Raw genomic sequence first — 15796 nt, 5'->3', positions numbered from 1 at the left:
CAGCTAAGCTGTTGGGGGTTGCTTTTTTTTATAGGTTTTCAGGTAAAGTTCATTATGGTTCGTTCATCTTCTCCATCACATAACTCTGGTGCGCATTTCGAACAGAGTGCCTATTTCTCTCGGGAAGGGGCAGATGAGCTTTCAATCCAAGCGCGGACGGATTCCTATTTTAACAAGACCAAGGCCATTGTCGAACATTTTGGGGATTGTCCTGTCACCTATGCATTTTTCATACGCCGACCAGTGATTTCTGCCCCCGCTATTATGCTGGAGTGGCTCCATTGCACGGCAGAAAAAAGAGGTTTTACAATCCAGGAAGAAATGCCCTTTCAAGAAGGCCAGTGGGTAGGGGCGGGAGAGCCTTTATTATATATTACCGGCCCATTTTCGGGTTTGGTCAATCTAGAAACCATCTTATTACAAAAATTGGGGGCGGCTTGTGTTGCAGCCTATAATGCCTACGGAATGGCCAAGGCCCTGCCACGAGTGAAGTTTTTAGCAATGGAAGCGCGCCATTGTGCAGGCTATGAAATGCAGGAGCTGATGAGTTATGGGGCTTCAGTAGGGAGTAGGCAAGCCCAAGCTGAGGGAGCTGTAGGGTTTGTTGGGAATGCCAATGATGCAACAGCAGGTTTTTATGGGCAATCTCATGGTTTAGGAACGATGCCTCATGCTCTCATAGGGTATGCGGGCTCGACTTTGCGGGCCGCCCAGATGTATCATGAAACGTTCCCTGCGGAGGACTTGGTTATTCTTCCCGATTATTTTGGTTTGGAAATTACGGATACTTTAGAGGTCTGTCGGTTTTTTTCAGACCTTGCTGCCGAAGGGCGGATTTCCGTTAGGCTTGATACCCATGGAGGACGTTTCTTGGAAGGACTTGATATTCAGTCATCTTACGCGGTGTTGGAGCGTAATAGCCCTGATACGATCAGGCATTTTCGTTCAGAGCAGGAGTTGCGCGATCTAGTCGGGGCGGGGGTATCGGCAGCTGCCATATGGAGAATGCGCGAAGTACTGGATATGAATGGCTTTCCACAGGTTAAGATTGTGGCTTCATCGGGCTTTAGTGCAGAAAAATGCAAAACCGTTGCCGATGCTTCCGCCCCAGTGGATGTTGTGGGCACGGGGTCTTTCATTCCTCAAAACTGGTCTGAAACCTATGCCACGGCAGATATTGTAGCCTATGATGGTCAACCACGGGTTAAAAAGGGGCGTGAATTTCTTTTGAGCAAGTCCCGGTCAGGCCAACTCTAAAGCTTCCTTCCAGCAGTTTTATGGAGGGTATTTTTATGGATTTTCTTTGTTAGAAAGTCTGGTTTTGAAGTTTTCGTAAGATTTTTTTGGAGAGCCATCATGGCAGAAAAGAGAGAAAGCCCAAAATTTCAATGGGTTGTCAGAATTATCGACCTTTCGGTGCAAAGTGAAGATAATATTTTAGAAGAGGTTTCAGGGTTTGCCGATTTAAGCCATGCGAATGCTTTTGCCCGGGCCTATGTGAGGGATAGCGTTGAAAGGTGCCGCATTGCTGGAGAGGATGGCCAGCAAACCCTTAAACAGTGGTTTAATTTTGGGGAAGATGTAGAAGTGATGGGTGCTGGAGAAGAAGGGTGGCGTTCTGCAGTTGAACTGGCAGATTTTGCCAATAGCCGTGCAACGCCTGCTGAACGGGACTGGCGCTCTTTAGATCCGCGGCGCAATCAGGCAGGCCTTTCGGGGAACCTTCCAGGTTTGGGGACTCTCCCAGGGGAGTGAAGTATATCTCAGGAGAGTGAAATATAAGTGTAGGGTAGGAATGACGCTTGGCCAGCTATTCTTCTATCATGGGTCATGGGGTTCTCCTCCGCTAAAGAGGGCTTTAAAGGGTATGGCGAGTGATGACTTGACCGAAGTTGTAAAAAACGGTTAGTGAACATAAGGTTTTTATTTACTGGTTTTGTTTATTAGGTCTTGTAAGCCATGAAATTACGTTTTGCTCCTAGTCCTACAGGTTACCTGCATGTTGGTAATGCCCGCCAGGCCATAGCCAATGCCTTGTTTGCCCGCCACCATGGAGCAGACTTTGTTTTACGGATTGATGATACAGACCTTGAACGCTCGAAAGAAGAATATACCGACAATATCAAAAAAGATCTGCAGTGGTTGGGTATTCAGTGGGGTGAACTTGTTTTTCAGTCTCACCGTTTAGAGCGCTATCAGAATGCGATTGAACAGTTAAAACAGTTGGGGCGTCTTTATCCTTGTTTTGAAACAGAAGAGGAGTTGGCCGCCAAGCGCGAAATGCGCATAAAGCAGGGCAAACCGCCTATTTATGACCGCGCCATGCTGAAAATGACGGCTGAACAACGAGCCCGTGCAGAAGCAAATGGGAAAGTCCCTTATTGGCGTTTCCGTCTTTCCGACCGGATCGTCAGCTGGGAGGATATGGTGATGGGGAAAAGACAGGTTAAGTTGCCATCCCTTTCAGATCCGGTATTGGTGAGGGCTGACGGAACCATTCTTTATACATTGGCCTCTGTTGTAGATGATATAGAGCTGGGAATTACCCATATTATCCGCGGGGAAGACCATGTTACCAATACCGGCGTACAACTTGATATTATAGAAGCCCTTGAACCAGGGAAAAAGGAACAATTTTCTTTCGGCCATCTCCCCTTATTATTGGATTCAGATGGGGGTAAGCTTTCCAAGCGCTTTGATGGTCTCTCCCTGAAGACCTTAAGGGCTGATGGGGTGTTGCCGTTAGCCATCGTCTCCTACCTTGCCAGGCTTGGTACTTCACAGGATCCACAACCGTTGGATTGGGATAGTTTAGCGAAGGATTATTCATTAAGCTATGTTTCACGGGCACCGGCTCGGTTTGATATTCGTCAGTTGGTAGGACTTAACCGGCAGTATTTACGCACCATGCCGTTTGAGCTGGCCAAAAAACACCTGCCTGCTGAAGCAACAGAGCCCTTCTGGTTGGCTATCCGCAGTAATATTGATGTTTTTTCGGAAGCGCGGATGTGGTGGAAAGTGACCTTACCTACTTTTATTCCGCCGGTGATAGAAGGGGAGAAAGAGTTTATGGTCCAAGCGATGGCCCATCTGCCCGAAGAACCATGGGATGGCACTACGTGGAAAATATGGATGGAAGCCCTTGCTGCCTCTACTGGGAAAAAAGGGAAGGCCTTGTACCATCCGGTAAGAATGGCCCTGACAGGTGAGGAAAAAGGGCCGGAGTTGAAAGACTTTTTGTTGCTTATTGGGCGCTCGCAGGTTTTATCGCGTTTGCGGGAAGCCACCCTTTAGGGCTACCGGGTGCCTCTATTTTTAAGCTTCTATACCAGACCTGCCATAATGTGCGTTTTTATAGAGAGTATTGCTATGGAAATTGTTGAGGAATATTCTGTAATACGCAAAGAATAGTGTTGTTTGGAGGAGTAATAGATATTTTTTATAAAATTTTACTAAAAATATAAAAAATTTTTCCATACCGTGGGAACAAATATACGGTTTTATACTTATAACCTTATAAGGATATCGCTCATGGGGCTGCTCATGGGGTGGTAAAAACAAAAAACGAAGAAAAGGTTATCAATCATGTCTCAGGTTCCCCTTCGGTCGGTTGCACGCGATGCTAATACGGGAAAATTTGTTTCAACGGCCTATGCCAAGAAGCATCCAAAATCCACAGTGATCCAAAAGGTTAGGATTAGCCTGATTAGTGTGCCTAAACCAAGATTTCTTATGGAACAGAAAAAAAATGAAAGTCGGGGATCAATAAGATCTTCTACAGCCAGCCTGGCCACGGGAAGAAATGCTCGCTCAGCATCCTCTGTTTCAGAAAAAACAGCCCCAGCTCGCAAAGCCCCTACCAAAACGGCAAAACGCTCTGTAACGCGGACGGCTGCTGCTAAAAAGGCAAGTCCAAAAACAACAGCCAAAACAACAGCCAGTAAATCTTCTGCCAGTAAAGCCGTCAGTAAAGCCACCAGTAAATCTGTTGCTAATAAATCTGTCGCCAGAACGGCAGTGAAGAAAACCGCGGTTAAAGCCAAAGCTCCAACAGGGAGAACCCCAACAGGGAGAACAAAGGCAGCCTCTTCAGCGCGTAAAACTAAAAGCCCAGCCAAAAAACCGGCCGCTTTAAAAATGACAGCCTCTGGCAAAAGAACGGCAGCACAACAAGTCGCTCAGCGGGCTGCTCTCAAAAAAAACAATCATACCGATGGCAGGAAACTCCGAAAATAAAGAGGAGCTTGCCACTCTTCCTCCTAAAGCTTTCCAGAGGAAAAGAGAGGGAAGGAGAGTCATATAAAAAGGGAAGGGAAAAAGCCTTTCCTTTTTTGTTTATTTATCCCGATGTTAATAGCCTGAGAGTTTCATCTCTTCCAAAAAGTTTAAGTGGAATTTGTGCAGCATGTCCCAGAAAGGTACTTAGGCTAGGGTCTGTATGGATAAGGTGTGTAGCAAGTTTGCGGGCAAGAGGAACATAGGAGGAAAGAAGAGCGGGTGATGCAAAGTGAAAATTGGCAAACCCTGTTTGGCGAGTGCCCCCCATATCTCCTCCACCGCGTAGTCTGAAATCTTCTTCTGCAATTAAAAATCCATCTTCTGTTTCACGAAGGATGTTTAACCGTCGCTGGCTGGTATAAGACAGTTGATCATCGTGGAGAAGAAGACAATAAGAGGCCTTGCTCCCACGGCCAACTCGGCCACGTAATTGATGAAGCTGGGCAAGCCCAAAACGTTCTGCATGTTCAACAATCATAATGGAGGCATTGGGAATATTCACCCCAACTTCAATAACGGTTGTTGCCACTAAGATGCTTAGGTCGCCTTTTTCAAATTTTTTAAGAATTTGGTTACGGTGGTGAACGTCTTGTTGGCCGTGAACGAGCCCTACAACATCAGGGCCAAAATACTGTTGGAGGCTTTGAAAACGCTCTTCTGCAGCAGCTAAGTCCAGGGCTTCACTTTCCTGCACCAACGGGCATACCCAAAAAGCCTGTACACCATTACGAAGAGGGTTTTGGAGCCGGTGGATAATGTCTTTTGTGGCGGAAAATGGATGCAGGGTTGTTTTAATGGGTTTACGCCCAGGAGGAAGCTCATCAATACGGCTTACATCCATTTCGCCATATTGTGTCAGAAGCAAAGTGCGAGGAATGGGGGTTGCTGTCATAGCTAGGGTATCTGTATGTTCACCCTTTTCATTCAGCCGAAGTCTTTGCTCCACACCAAAGCGGTGTTGCTCATCAATAATACTTAAGCCTAAGCGGGAAAAAGAAACCTTGTCTTGAAAAAGGGCATGGGTGCCTATCACAATGGGGATTGTGCCCATACTCACCCCTTGAAGCAGCTTTCTTCTTTGTACCCCTTTTATGGTGCCGCTTAAATAGGCTACAGGGATAGGGCAAAGAGCTGAAAAGGTTTCGTAATGCTGTCGGGCCAATATCTCCGTAGGGGCCATAAGGGCAGCCTGAAAGCCAGAACTATAAGCCTGAAGCATGCTTAACAGGGCAATAATGGTTTTGCCGGAACCCACATCTCCCTGTAATAGGCGTTGCATGCGCCTTGGAGCTGCCATATCCGCGTCAATTTCAGCTAAAACCCGTTTCTGGGCCCCTGTGAGTTCGTATCCAAAACGTTTAAGGGCTTCTTTTCTGTAAGGGTTTTCGCCTGATTCTGTTCCTGCCATGCTAAACCCATGGCCTTTATGGTTATGGGCACGGGCAATGACCATCCCTAATTGCCCTGAGAATAATTCATCAAAGGCAAGGCGGTTTTTGGCCTTTTCGTATGTTGGCTCAAATGTGGCTGTCTTGACCAGTTCTGGGAAATCTCCTGGAAAGTGAAGAAGGTGCAAGGCGGTCATAAAGCCAGGCCAGTTATACTCCTGCAATAATGAAGGGGGAAGCCATTCGGGTAAGGGCTCTGGGGGGAAAAGCCTAAAGGCTTGCCGTAAGGTGCGGCTGATATGGCTGCTAAACAGACCAGCTGTTAACGGCCAGACGGCTTCAATAAAGGGGATGGCCTCTAGGCCTTCTTCAAGATGAGAAAGGGGAATAAGATGTTCAGGGTTTGTTATGGTTCTGTTCAAACCCTGAGCTTCAAGAACGCCTGATAAAGCAATTGTTTGAGATTGGGTAAGTTTTTTAGCCTGGTAAGGAGAGAAAAGGATAAGCTCAATCTGGTCGGTTCCATCGGTAAAAAGGGCCCGTGTCGGCTTCCTTGGCCGTGAAGGGGAGATGATTTTAATGATTGTACCAGCTACGGTTACGATTCGGCCTGGCTCAGCTAAAGCCAGTGTGGGGCGGTAACTTCTGTTGATAAGGGAATCGGGGGTATGAAAGAGCAGGTCAATAACCCGCTCCCCACCCACTGCTTTCGATAAAAGCTTAGCCGTAGCAGGGCCAACCCCTTTAAGGGACGACAAGGGGGTAAGAAACGGCTTTAGGATATTACGGGTTAAGTCTAGGGAAGAAGTCGGCACGTTGAGGTATAACTTTATAGGAATATTTTGGGCATATTATCATAGGTTACAGGTCTATGATATTGCGTATCGATAAAGGAAGGCAAAAGAAAGGGGGGTATAAAAAGTCCGCAGGCGCGTTTCTCAGGGCCTCTTTTTTGGTAATTTCGGTGATTTCGATCATGGGATCGTTTTTAGGGGGTCGTTCATCGTGAGGTTTTCTTGTGCGAGAAGGAAAAACAGACGATACCAGCCCCCACGATCCCCGCAAGGGCGATGGCGTAAAGAGGGACGAAAGGCTCTCCTGTAAGAAAAACAAGCCATATCACAGAAAGGATAGGGGCCAGAAAAGTCATCGAAGAAATTTTAGCCGCATCGCCATGGCGCATCGCCCATATCCACAGCACGTAGCTGGGTCCGTTAATAACGAGCCCATTAATGGCAATGGGGAGCCAGGCTTGTAGGGGCGGCCATGAAAGCTTGCCAAACATGACCAGCAAAAGGGCTGAACAAAAGGTAGAAAACATAAAGAGCCAAAATGTTCCCCCAACGGGTGAAAAGAAGAAATACCGAGAGAGAACAGAAAGCAGGGCAAAACAAAAAGCCCCTGCTAGGACAAGAATAATTCCAAGCCAGTGATGGTTTTCTGAAAGGGGTAGGGTTGGAGTGTGAGCGGTTTTAAAAAAAACAAGCAAAAGAGCACAAAACCCTAAAATCAGACTAAAAACCTGAATAATATGGGGTTTATATCGGAATATAAGGCTGGAAAGAAAAACAATCAGCAAAGGCCAGCAATATTGCGCAGCCAAAACAGCTACTCCATTTTCCAAGGAATATCCTTTATAGATCAGTAAATAGAACAAGCCATCTAATGTACCGAGAATTGCTGCATGTTTAAGGGTTTTGAGGGGTGGAAAGAGGGTGATATGCCACGGTGTTTTGCTAAAAAAAGCAATGATTGCCAAACTGAGTAACGATAAACTATTAGAGAAAAACAGGAATTGGAAACTGTCAACATAGAGCTGAGCCTTTTTAGCGACGACGGCAAGAAAGCTCCATACGATGGCGCAGCCGGCGGCCACCCCAACAGCCAGCAAGGGGTAAGAACGCTGGGAATGATAAAGAGAAGAGTGAGTGGACATGATGAGCTTTAAAGAAGAGGGCGGAAAAGAGGGGCTGCTTGCAAAGGTGTAGAGAGGCTTTTGGGTTATGGTGTGTTTATGGTTAAAAATGCAAGTCTGAATTCATCAAGGGTGACCCGAAAGAGGTATAGGCAAAAAAGCAAGACAGGTATAAAGAGACATAAGACCTCTTTCACATTTTCCAAATAAATGTGTTGGGTTGAGACTGTTTTTAAAGTAGGCACAAAACAGAATCCGAAATTAATAGCGGGTTTTCTGAGGAAGAAAGAACGGCAAAAGAAGGAAAACGAATGGCTACAGGCACTTACGCAACAGTATGGGGGGTACCAGATGGATATGATGCCCTGCTTTTGATACAGCGCCTGGAGGAATTCAAGCATCAGGCCGGTCATTTAGGCCCCCATGGCCTGATTATGCATGTTTTGCGTGATGAAACCCGTATGATGCAACTGGCCAACCGGCTGGAATATTTTGCTCCAGAAGTAGAAATATTGCTTTTCCCCCCTTGGGATTGCCTCCCCTATGATCGTATTTCGCCCAATGCTTCGGTTATGGCAGAACGTGCAGCGACATTATGCCGACTCCTTGAAGGGGCAACACAACCAAGGATAGTGCTAACCACCGTGAATGCCTTGGTGCAAAGGGTGCCTCACCGTTCTTTTTACGAAGGGCAAGGCATTACCCTTACGAAGGGGGAGAGCCTGGATCAGGCTTTTCTGACCGAGTTATTAATTGCTAATGGGTATCGGCGGGTTGATACGGTGATGGAGCCAGGAGAATTTGCCGCTAGAGGAAATATATTCGATCTTTTCCCCGCTTCAGCAGGTGATCCCGTAAGGATAGACCTTTTTGGCGATGAGATTGAAAGTTTAAGAAGTTTCGACCCTGTTAGCCAGCGTTCTGTAGCACAGGTGGAGAGTTTTGCCCTTCATCCGGTTTCTGAGCTTTCCTTAGATAAAGAGTCTATTTCACGGTTTCGGAGCCGTTGGCGAGATCAATTTGGCCCACTGGCCACAGAAGACCCTCTCTATAAACATATTTCAGAAGGATATACCCATTTGGGAATGGAGCATTATCTGCCTTTATTTCATGAGCAGATGGGCACTCTTTTTGACTATGTTGCGCATTCAGCAATTAGTTTTGATCATCAGGTGGAAGAGGTTTTGAACCTTCGCCTTGAAATGATAGAGGACCATTACCAGGCAAGGCGTATGCCCCCAGCTTTGGGAGAGTTGCCTTATAGGGCCTTACCCTCTCATCTTCTCTATCTTGATCGGGAAGGATGGGAAGCTAATCTGGCACGTCATGCTGTTGTGATGTTTAGCCCCTTTGCCCAGCCTGAGGGGGTTATAGGGGTTGAAGCAGGAGGCCGGCAGGGAATGGTTTTTGCCCAGCCTTCAGCGGCACGATCTTCTGAAAAAACGGCTGGTCCGTTTGGGGTGTTTGCCCAGCAGGTAGAGCAATGGCAAAAGGCTGGCAAGCGGGTTTTTGTAACAGCCTGGAGCCGGGGCTCCAGAGAGCGTATTGCAGCCCTTCTTCGTGAGCACAAAATTTCCAGAGCGCAATATGAAAATTGGCAGGAAGCCAAACAAGGCCCAGATGACGCCGTGGGCCTCATCACAGTGGGGCTTGAGCGTGGTTTTATAGGGGATAAAAAAGGGTGTCCCTACGTTTTTGTCTCCGAGCAGGATTTGCTGGGTGAGCGCGTGATTCGCCCACGTCAACGCCAGAGAAAAAACAGTGATTTTATTGCCCAGGCTTCTGAAATCTCTGAAGGAGACCTTGTTGTCCATCAGGATTACGGAATAGGCCGTTATGAAGGCTTGCGCACCATAGAGGTAGGGAGCGCACCTCATGATTGCTTATGCCTTATGTATGAAGGGGAAGAAAAGCTGTTTCTGCCAGTGGAAAATATTGAGCTCCTAAGCCGGTTTGGCTCTGAACAATCCGGTGTGGCACTGGACCGATTGGGAAGTTCATCCTGGCAAGGCCGCAAGGCTAAAATGAAACAGCGTATCCGCGATATGGCGGCAGAACTTATCCAGACTGCAGCCTTAAGGGCTACGCATGAAGCGCCAGTTGTCCAACCACCTGAAGGGATGTGGGATGAGTTTTGTGCTCGTTTTCCCTTTGTCGAAACTGATGATCAGCAAAGGGCTATTGCCGATGTCATTCTGGATTTATCGCAAGGCCGCCCTATGGACCGGCTTATCTGTGGAGATGTTGGTTTTGGAAAGACCGAGGTTGCCTTAAGGGCTGCTTTTGTCGTCGCCATGACAGGGGCTCAGGTTGCCGTTGTGGTTCCCACAACCTTGCTTTCTCGCCAGCATTACCGTACATTTCAGGCGCGTTTTGCGGGTTTCCCTATAAAAATTGCCCAGCTTTCTCGCTTGGTTACGGCTAAGGAAGCTAGCCAGGTTCGTAAGGAGCTGGCAGAGGGTAATATTAATATTGTTATTGGTACCCATGCGCTTTTGGCTAAGTCAGTAAAATTTTCAGCCCTGGAGCTGTTGATTATTGATGAAGAGCAGCATTTCGGGGTTACTCATAAGGAAAAACTCAAGGCTTTATGTGAAAACGTGCATGTGTTAACGCTTTCTGCCACCCCATTGCCCCGTACCTTACAGCTTGCTCTTACCGGGGTGCGGGAAATGAGCCTTATTGCTACCCCACCCACCGATAGGCTTGCTGTAAGAACCTTTATTATGCCCTTTGATAGTATGATTATTAGTGAGGCCCTTCAGCGTGAAAGGTTACGGGGTGGGCAGGTTTTTTGCGTGGTACCTCGCATTGATGATATGGAGCCTATCGCTAAAAAATTGCACACTATTCAACCTGATGCCCGAATTGTCCAGGCTCATGGTCGTCTATCTCCAGTGGATTTAGAGCAAGTGATGACGGAGTTTAGCGATGGCAAATACGACATATTGCTTTCTACCAATATTGTTGAAAGTGGGTTGGATATGCCTTCTGTTAATACTTTGGTGGTCTATCGGGCAGACCTTTTTGGATTAGGGCAGCTTTATCAGCTTCGTGGCCGGGTCGGACGGGGCAAGCTGCGGGGTTATGCCTATTTAACCTGGCCTGCGGGCCAGCGGCTTTCAGCAGCATCTGAAAAACGCCTTGAAATTATGCAAACACTTGATTCCCTTGGAGCAGGCTTTACGCTCGCCTCTCATGATCTAGACATGCGAGGGGCTGGAAACCTTTTAGGTGATGAACAGTCTGGCCATATCCGTGAAGTAGGGATAGAGCTTTATCAGCAAATGCTGGAAGATGCGGTCTCTGAGTTGAAGTCATCTTCTGAGTCTCGGCAAGATCAGCGAGAGTGGACTCCTAATATTAATTTAGGACTACCTGTCTTAATTCCTGAAACCTATGTAAAAGATTTACCCGTAAGGCTTGGCCTTTATCGACGGATTGGGGCATTACATGAAGATGCTGATATTGAGGCTATGCGGGCAGAATTGCTGGATCGCTTTGGCGATATCCCTTCAGAAACTGAAAACCTACTTCAGATTGTTGAGCTAAAGCGTTTATGCCGCCTTTCGGGCGTTGAAAAACTTGAGGCTGGTCCTAAGGGCATTGTGGTGCAGTTTCACCAGAACGATTTTTCCAACCTGGAAGGATTACTGGCTTGGATTGCCAAAAATAAAAGCGGGGTTATTCGGCTACGCCCTGATCAAAAACTGGCCTACTCGCGTGAAATTGTCTTCGCCGAGCGTATAGAGCAGGCCAGAAAACTGTTAAAAATATTAGAAAAAATTGGAGCGCAGAAAAATTAATTTCTTCTTAAAAAATTGTTACGAAATCTTTGTTTTTTATCCTCGTTTTGGGGAATAATGAGTGACTATTTAGTAATAAATGGGATCGTATCCAATTGAAACTTTATTCATAAACTGAGGGATTCATAGAGGAAGTTAAAAGAATTAAACGAAACTGAGTTATTGATCGTATCGGGTGGGGCTGGCGTATGGCAGCCCTTGGCATTCTTACCTCAGAGTGTTGGGAATACGCTTATTACAACATCTAATTTATTCAATAGGGTGCAAGATGTTGCAGATGGCCTGGGAGATTCAGCAGCGGCCATTACATTATTGGTACAGCGTATAATGGCTTAAACACAGGTGTGGATTTTGTGTTGTATAAAGGGTACCAGCTTATCAATGGGGTCTGGCGGTTATTGGGGGGTACAACTCAATCGGTGTATCATTTTATTGATCAAGTCAACGCCCGATAGGGCAACAAATCATTGATAAAGCATCCCATAATAACGAAATAATGGTTCACATCAGTGGATATTTTTAAAAGTACTTCATTTTAATATTTGTACCGGTTAATATTTGTACCGGCGGGTATCTTGCAGCTTTAACGGTAAAAGCGCACCAATGGTAGAGATTTTTTGCAGCCCTTCCCAGTAGTGATGCTGCCTTTACCCATTACGAGGGTGATTCCCCTGTTTTGGGCGCATCAGAGAAAATCTTTCACAGCAGCTAGACAAAATAACAAGTGAAAGGTCTTCTCAATCTAGAGATATTGTCTAGAGATATTATTTCTGCGTGGTCAGAGTTAATTTTTTCGTTGTTATACAAGGGCTAGGTTGAGCAAGGGCTTGCCCCATTTTCTCCATCTGGGTAACACTTTCCCTCCATTTTTCCTGTCATTATCGGTTATTGACCACAAGGCATAAAACAGAATCTTGGGTAAGATGCCCGCATGTTGGGGATTGATCATTGTTTCTAATAACATGAAACACAAACTTATAAACCAATAGAAGGGTAACGACTAATAGCACAAATATTTTGCTTGCCGCTAATTTTATAGCGCCAATATCATGTTTAGGTCTGTGGGAAAAGCTTGTAAAAACAGGTCTACAGCCTCTCTAAGCCTATAGGTCTTATTCTTTGCTTTAGCAGATATGGTTTTTCAATCGTTTAACAAGAGCTAGCACTCGTTTTACCCATCTGAGTAAAAATTTTACCCGCTTTTCCGTGCTATTATTTTCAATAACTTGAAACAGGACATTCGGTAAAACTGGCGTATTTTAGGGGGTTTATTATTGTTTGAAACGATCTGCATCAGTGATTTGGCGGATGGGGTGTCTGTCATATTTAATATATAACTCATTGAAATATAATAAATCGATAGTAATACTCTCTATATTTACCCCATTTTTTACCCCCTTATTTTTTTGATTGATAAAAACAAAAAAGCTGCCACGGGAGGTTTCGTGGCAGCTGTACAGTTAGTTGCTATTGATTATTTATTTACTGCTGGTTGTAATACTTTCCACCCTGTTCTGGGCCCAGCCAAAATTGCCGGCCAGCCAGTTGATGATCTGGTATGGCCATACGAGCCAGGAGCCTTCTTTGGGTGGTTTGGTATAGCTTGCTATGAAGTTACACACCATGACAACCAGAGCTGCATAGAGTGAAGAATGAGGTTCATATCACCACTCACCAAAGCGGGTATGATAGCAACTAAATACGTGGTGGCGGTTTTAGATGGTTTCATTTGAGTTATCCTTTCAGGCCGCAATAGCTGCGGCAAAGTGGGGAATATTCGTTTGTGGGTTGCCTTGCCAAAATTTGTAAAATATATAGTTAATTTTAAAATCAATTTGAAAAAACAATATAAACTATCGTAATTATTATTATAAATATTTGGAGAATTTAATTGCCCCTTAAACTACAAATGATCTTGGATGCTTTAAATAAATTAAAGCGGCCAGCTAGAGTTTCAGAGATATACGATGAAATTAAAATTACCTTTCCAGAAGAGAGTCTTGGTAAAACACCTATACGTACCATTGAAGCCCGACTACAAGAATTCTGTCCAGAATCCAAAGCATTTCTTGAACGTAATAAATATTTATTTCGCCGCACCAAGCCCATTGAAGGAAAGGATGATACGTTTTGGGAGCTATTAGAATGGAACCTGTCTGCATCAGAACAGAACCAGCTTAAGAATGATCTATTTGTTGATCTGCAAAATATCAACGATAACCAAACAATAAAAGACACTGAGAGAAAAGCTCAAATTCAAGCTCGTATTGGTCAAGGTGAATTTCGCAATCAGCTTCTTGAACATTGGAATAATGCATGTGCTGTCACAGAAATAAAAATTCCACAATTACTTCGGGCTTCTCACATCAAGCCATGGAAAGATTCTAATAATGAAGAAAGGTTAGATCCTAATAATGGATTACTATTAATTGCTAACCTTGATGCTGCTTTTGACAAATACCTTATGTCATTCGAAGACGATGGAACAATGATCTTTTCCCAAACTCTGGGAAAAGACCCTTACTTAACACTGGGTCTCTCACAAGGTAAAGTAACTAAACCCAACTTTACTCAACAGCAAAAAAACTATCTTGTTCTACATCGTAACATTTTCTATAGAGCATAGATTGACATAGATTACTAACTTATAAAACAGCTAAAACTGAGCAAAATATTTCTACCTAGGGGGTTCCATCATATATAATAAATGACTCATTGAAATATAATAAATCGATAGTAATACTCCCTATATTTACCCCATTTTTTACCCTCTTATTTTTTTGATTGATAAAAACAAAAAAGCCGCCACGGGAGGTTTCGTGGCAGCTGTACAGTTAGTTACTATTGATTATTTATTTACTGCTGGTTGTACTACTTTCCACCCTGTTCTGGGCCCAGCCAAAATTGCCGGCCAGCCAGTTGATGATCTGGTATGGCCACACGAGCCATGAGCCTTCTTTGGGTGGTTTGGTATGGCTTGCTATGAAGTTACATACCATGACAACCAGAGCTGCATAGAGTGAAATATCCGCAGGAATGAGGTTCATATCACCACTTACCAGAGCAGCCATGATGGCAACCAGATAGGTCGTTGCAGTTTTAGAGGGTTTCACGAGATTACTTTCCTTCCAGTTTATAGAATATGTGATTGCCAATGGTTATGGTTTTTTTTGCAGGATCAGCCCATTTGGGTGGAGCGATGTGTTTTTCAAAATAATGGGTAGCCCCTTTGGTGAGGTCCGGCAGGTTGTTTTTCACTAGAAGGGCAGCCAGTGTTAATGCACGGGTAAAAGCTGTGTCTTCGGCTGTAACTTTAAGCAGTTTATCCCTGTTGGGGTCGTCTGCGTTCCAGCAGGAGAACTGGCTTTTCTTGAGGCAGACGCTGGTATAGTCATTCCCCCACCAGCCTGGGGTTTTTACCCTGTTACCAATGACGTTGGCTACGGCCTGCATCCCTTTAATGCCTTCCCCCCTGGCTTCACCCCAAAGGGTGCGGGCAACAATATCAATCACCTGATCAAGGGCTGTTTTCTGCGGTGTTTTCATGGAAAATCTCCAATAAAAAAGCCCTCCGGAGAGGGCTGGTTGTTACTAAGTTTCTGGCTTATTTTATGAGGAAATTTTGTTGAACATTGTGTACAACAAATCTGCTTGTGGAACATTTTAAGGACAATACGATCGTCAAAACCCACTACTCCTTCTTCTCCCTCTCCCGCTCGTAATCCAGCTTCTGGCGCTTGTAGTCGAAATACAATCGGATAGCACCGTGAAGGGTGGCCATAACCACGGGGCCGAGGGCAATCAGCATGACGATGATGGGATGATGGGCTTCCAACCAAGACAATTCCAGTTCCATTCATCGTAACCCCGCAACACAACGAGAAACCGCAAACATATTAATCCCAACCCAACCCGTCCCTAATGCAATACCAGGATGTACACCAGCCCCATAGATATAGATGTTCAGCGTTGCCCAGCAGGCGAGCCAGCCGGCAATAAACGCACATGTTCCCCGAAATAACAGGCTTTTTGTGCCCAGGGAAATAATCTGCAACAAGCCAACAATGAGCATTAAGGTTTGCCACATATGGTCAGGCAGGACATGGGTAAAGCCCAAATCGGGCGGCCATTCAGCCTCTGGTTTCGAGGGGCCGTAATGGGCCAGGATAGGAAAGATCATCAAAACAGAACCACCCCATAATTCTGCAAACCAGTGGTCTTTACTAAACAGGTTATGACGGTAGCCAATTAGCCATGCCCTGCAACTATCAATCAAGGTGAATATTTTCTTTCCCCTAATAAAAAAGCCCCTGTGTAGGGGCTGTTTTTTGTGGTGTCTTCACGGAAAAATCTTCAATAAATAAGGCACCTGAATAGGTGCCTTACTAAACGTAAAAAATTTATACTCA

At 45.3% G+C, this 15796-nt stretch carries 13 protein-coding genes; 7 read left to right on the top strand and 6 right to left on the bottom strand.

All coding sequences use genetic code 11. The annotated features are described in order from the left end of the window. The first annotated feature begins 54 nt into the window (after positions 1-54). The 4 genes from JGUZn3_RS11425 to JGUZn3_RS11410 all read left to right on the top strand — a co-directional run bounded on the left by JGUZn3_RS11425 (position 55) and on the right by JGUZn3_RS11410 (position 4236). A complete protein-coding gene (locus JGUZn3_RS11425; RefSeq protein WP_238996821.1) occupies positions 55-1257 on the top strand; it encodes a nicotinate phosphoribosyltransferase in 1203 nt (400 codons plus the stop codon). A gap of 99 nt (positions 1258-1356) precedes the next feature. Next, positions 1357-1755 carry a hypothetical protein gene (locus JGUZn3_RS11420; RefSeq protein ID WP_203413628.1) on the top strand — a complete coding sequence of 133 codons (399 nt, stop codon included), beginning with the start codon at positions 1357-1359 and terminating at the stop codon, positions 1753-1755. 204 nt (positions 1756-1959) lie between these two features. Continuing rightward, positions 1960-3294, top strand: a complete 1335-nt coding sequence (gene gltX, locus JGUZn3_RS11415; RefSeq protein ID WP_203413627.1) for a glutamate--tRNA ligase — start codon at positions 1960-1962, stop codon at positions 3292-3294. A gap of 291 nt (positions 3295-3585) precedes the next feature. Continuing rightward, positions 3586-4236, top strand: coding sequence for a hypothetical protein (locus JGUZn3_RS11410; protein WP_203413626.1), 651 nt, complete (start codon positions 3586-3588; stop codon positions 4234-4236). Between the two features lie 103 nt (positions 4237-4339). On the opposite strand, the gene recG is transcribed toward JGUZn3_RS11410, so the two are convergent. Continuing rightward, positions 4340-6481, bottom strand: a complete 2142-nt coding sequence (gene recG, locus JGUZn3_RS11405; protein WP_203413625.1) for an ATP-dependent DNA helicase RecG — start codon at positions 6479-6481, stop codon at positions 4340-4342. A 185-nt stretch (positions 6482-6666) separates the two neighbouring features. Next, positions 6667-7602, bottom strand: a complete 936-nt coding sequence (locus JGUZn3_RS11400) for a DMT family transporter (protein ID WP_203413624.1) — start codon at positions 7600-7602, stop codon at positions 6667-6669. Positions 7603-7892: 290 nt separating this feature from the next. On the opposite strand from JGUZn3_RS11400, the gene mfd reads away from it, so the two are divergent. From mfd to JGUZn3_RS11385, 3 genes are all read left to right on the top strand, one after another. Beyond that, positions 7893-11387, top strand: a complete 3495-nt coding sequence (mfd, locus tag JGUZn3_RS11395) for a transcription-repair coupling factor (RefSeq protein ID WP_203413623.1) — start codon at positions 7893-7895, stop codon at positions 11385-11387. A gap of 1445 nt (positions 11388-12832) precedes the next feature. Next, entirely contained in the window at positions 12833-13036 is a 204-nt protein-coding gene (locus JGUZn3_RS11390) for a hypothetical protein (protein ID WP_203413622.1), read from the top strand. Between the two features lie 242 nt (positions 13037-13278). Then, positions 13279-14013, top strand: coding sequence for an HNH endonuclease (locus tag JGUZn3_RS11385; RefSeq protein WP_238996820.1), 735 nt, complete (start codon positions 13279-13281; stop codon positions 14011-14013). 226 nt (positions 14014-14239) lie between these two features. Here the strand turns inward: JGUZn3_RS11385 and JGUZn3_RS11380 are convergent, their stop codons facing one another. The 4 genes from JGUZn3_RS11380 to JGUZn3_RS11365 all read right to left on the bottom strand — a co-directional run bounded on the left by JGUZn3_RS11380 (position 14240) and on the right by JGUZn3_RS11365 (position 15663). Further along, positions 14240-14500, bottom strand: coding sequence for a hypothetical protein (locus JGUZn3_RS11380; RefSeq protein ID WP_203413621.1), 261 nt, complete (start codon positions 14498-14500; stop codon positions 14240-14242). 4 nt (positions 14501-14504) lie between these two features. Continuing rightward, on the bottom strand, positions 14505-14933 hold the full coding sequence (locus tag JGUZn3_RS11375) for a cell wall hydrolase (protein ID WP_203413620.1): 429 nt from the start codon (positions 14931-14933) through the stop codon (positions 14505-14507). Between the two features lie 145 nt (positions 14934-15078). Continuing rightward, positions 15079-15243: a hypothetical protein gene (locus JGUZn3_RS11370; RefSeq protein WP_203413354.1), complete on the bottom strand. Its 165-nt coding sequence runs from the start codon at positions 15241-15243 to the stop codon at positions 15079-15081. Next, complete coding sequence (locus tag JGUZn3_RS11365) at positions 15244-15663, bottom strand: hypothetical protein (protein WP_203413355.1); 420 nt, start codon at positions 15661-15663, stop codon at positions 15244-15246. Positions 15664-15796: the final 133 nt, after the last annotated feature.

This window comes from Entomobacter blattae (assembly GCF_014672835.1).
Taxonomy (GTDB): Bacteria; Pseudomonadota; Alphaproteobacteria; order Acetobacterales; family Acetobacteraceae; genus Entomobacter; species Entomobacter blattae.
The sequence above is the reverse complement of the archived record's forward strand: the minus strand, read 5'-3'. Positions and strand labels throughout refer to the sequence as shown.

Excerpts from the sequence above, each read along its gene's own strand:
- JGUZn3_RS11425 (WP_238996821.1), top strand. The coding sequence starts at position 55 with ATGGTTCGTTCATCTTCTCCATCACATAACTCTGGTGCGCATTTCGAA.
- JGUZn3_RS11420 (WP_203413628.1), top strand. The coding sequence starts at position 1,357 with ATGGCAGAAAAGAGAGAAAGCCCAAAATTTCAATGGGTTGTCAGAATT.
- gltX (WP_203413627.1), top strand. The coding sequence starts at position 1,960 with ATGAAATTACGTTTTGCTCCTAGTCCTACAGGTTACCTGCATGTTGGT.
- JGUZn3_RS11410 (WP_203413626.1), top strand. The coding sequence starts at position 3,586 with ATGTCTCAGGTTCCCCTTCGGTCGGTTGCACGCGATGCTAATACGGGA.
- JGUZn3_RS11400 (WP_203413624.1), bottom strand. The coding sequence starts at position 7,602 with ATGTCCACTCACTCTTCTCTTTATCATTCCCAGCGTTCTTACCCCTTG.
- mfd (WP_203413623.1), top strand. The coding sequence starts at position 7,893 with ATGGCTACAGGCACTTACGCAACAGTATGGGGGGTACCAGATGGATAT.
- JGUZn3_RS11375 (WP_203413620.1), bottom strand. The coding sequence starts at position 14,933 with ATGAAAACACCGCAGAAAACAGCCCTTGATCAGGTGATTGATATTGTT.
- JGUZn3_RS11370 (WP_203413354.1), bottom strand. The coding sequence starts at position 15,243 with ATGGAACTGGAATTGTCTTGGTTGGAAGCCCATCATCCCATCATCGTC.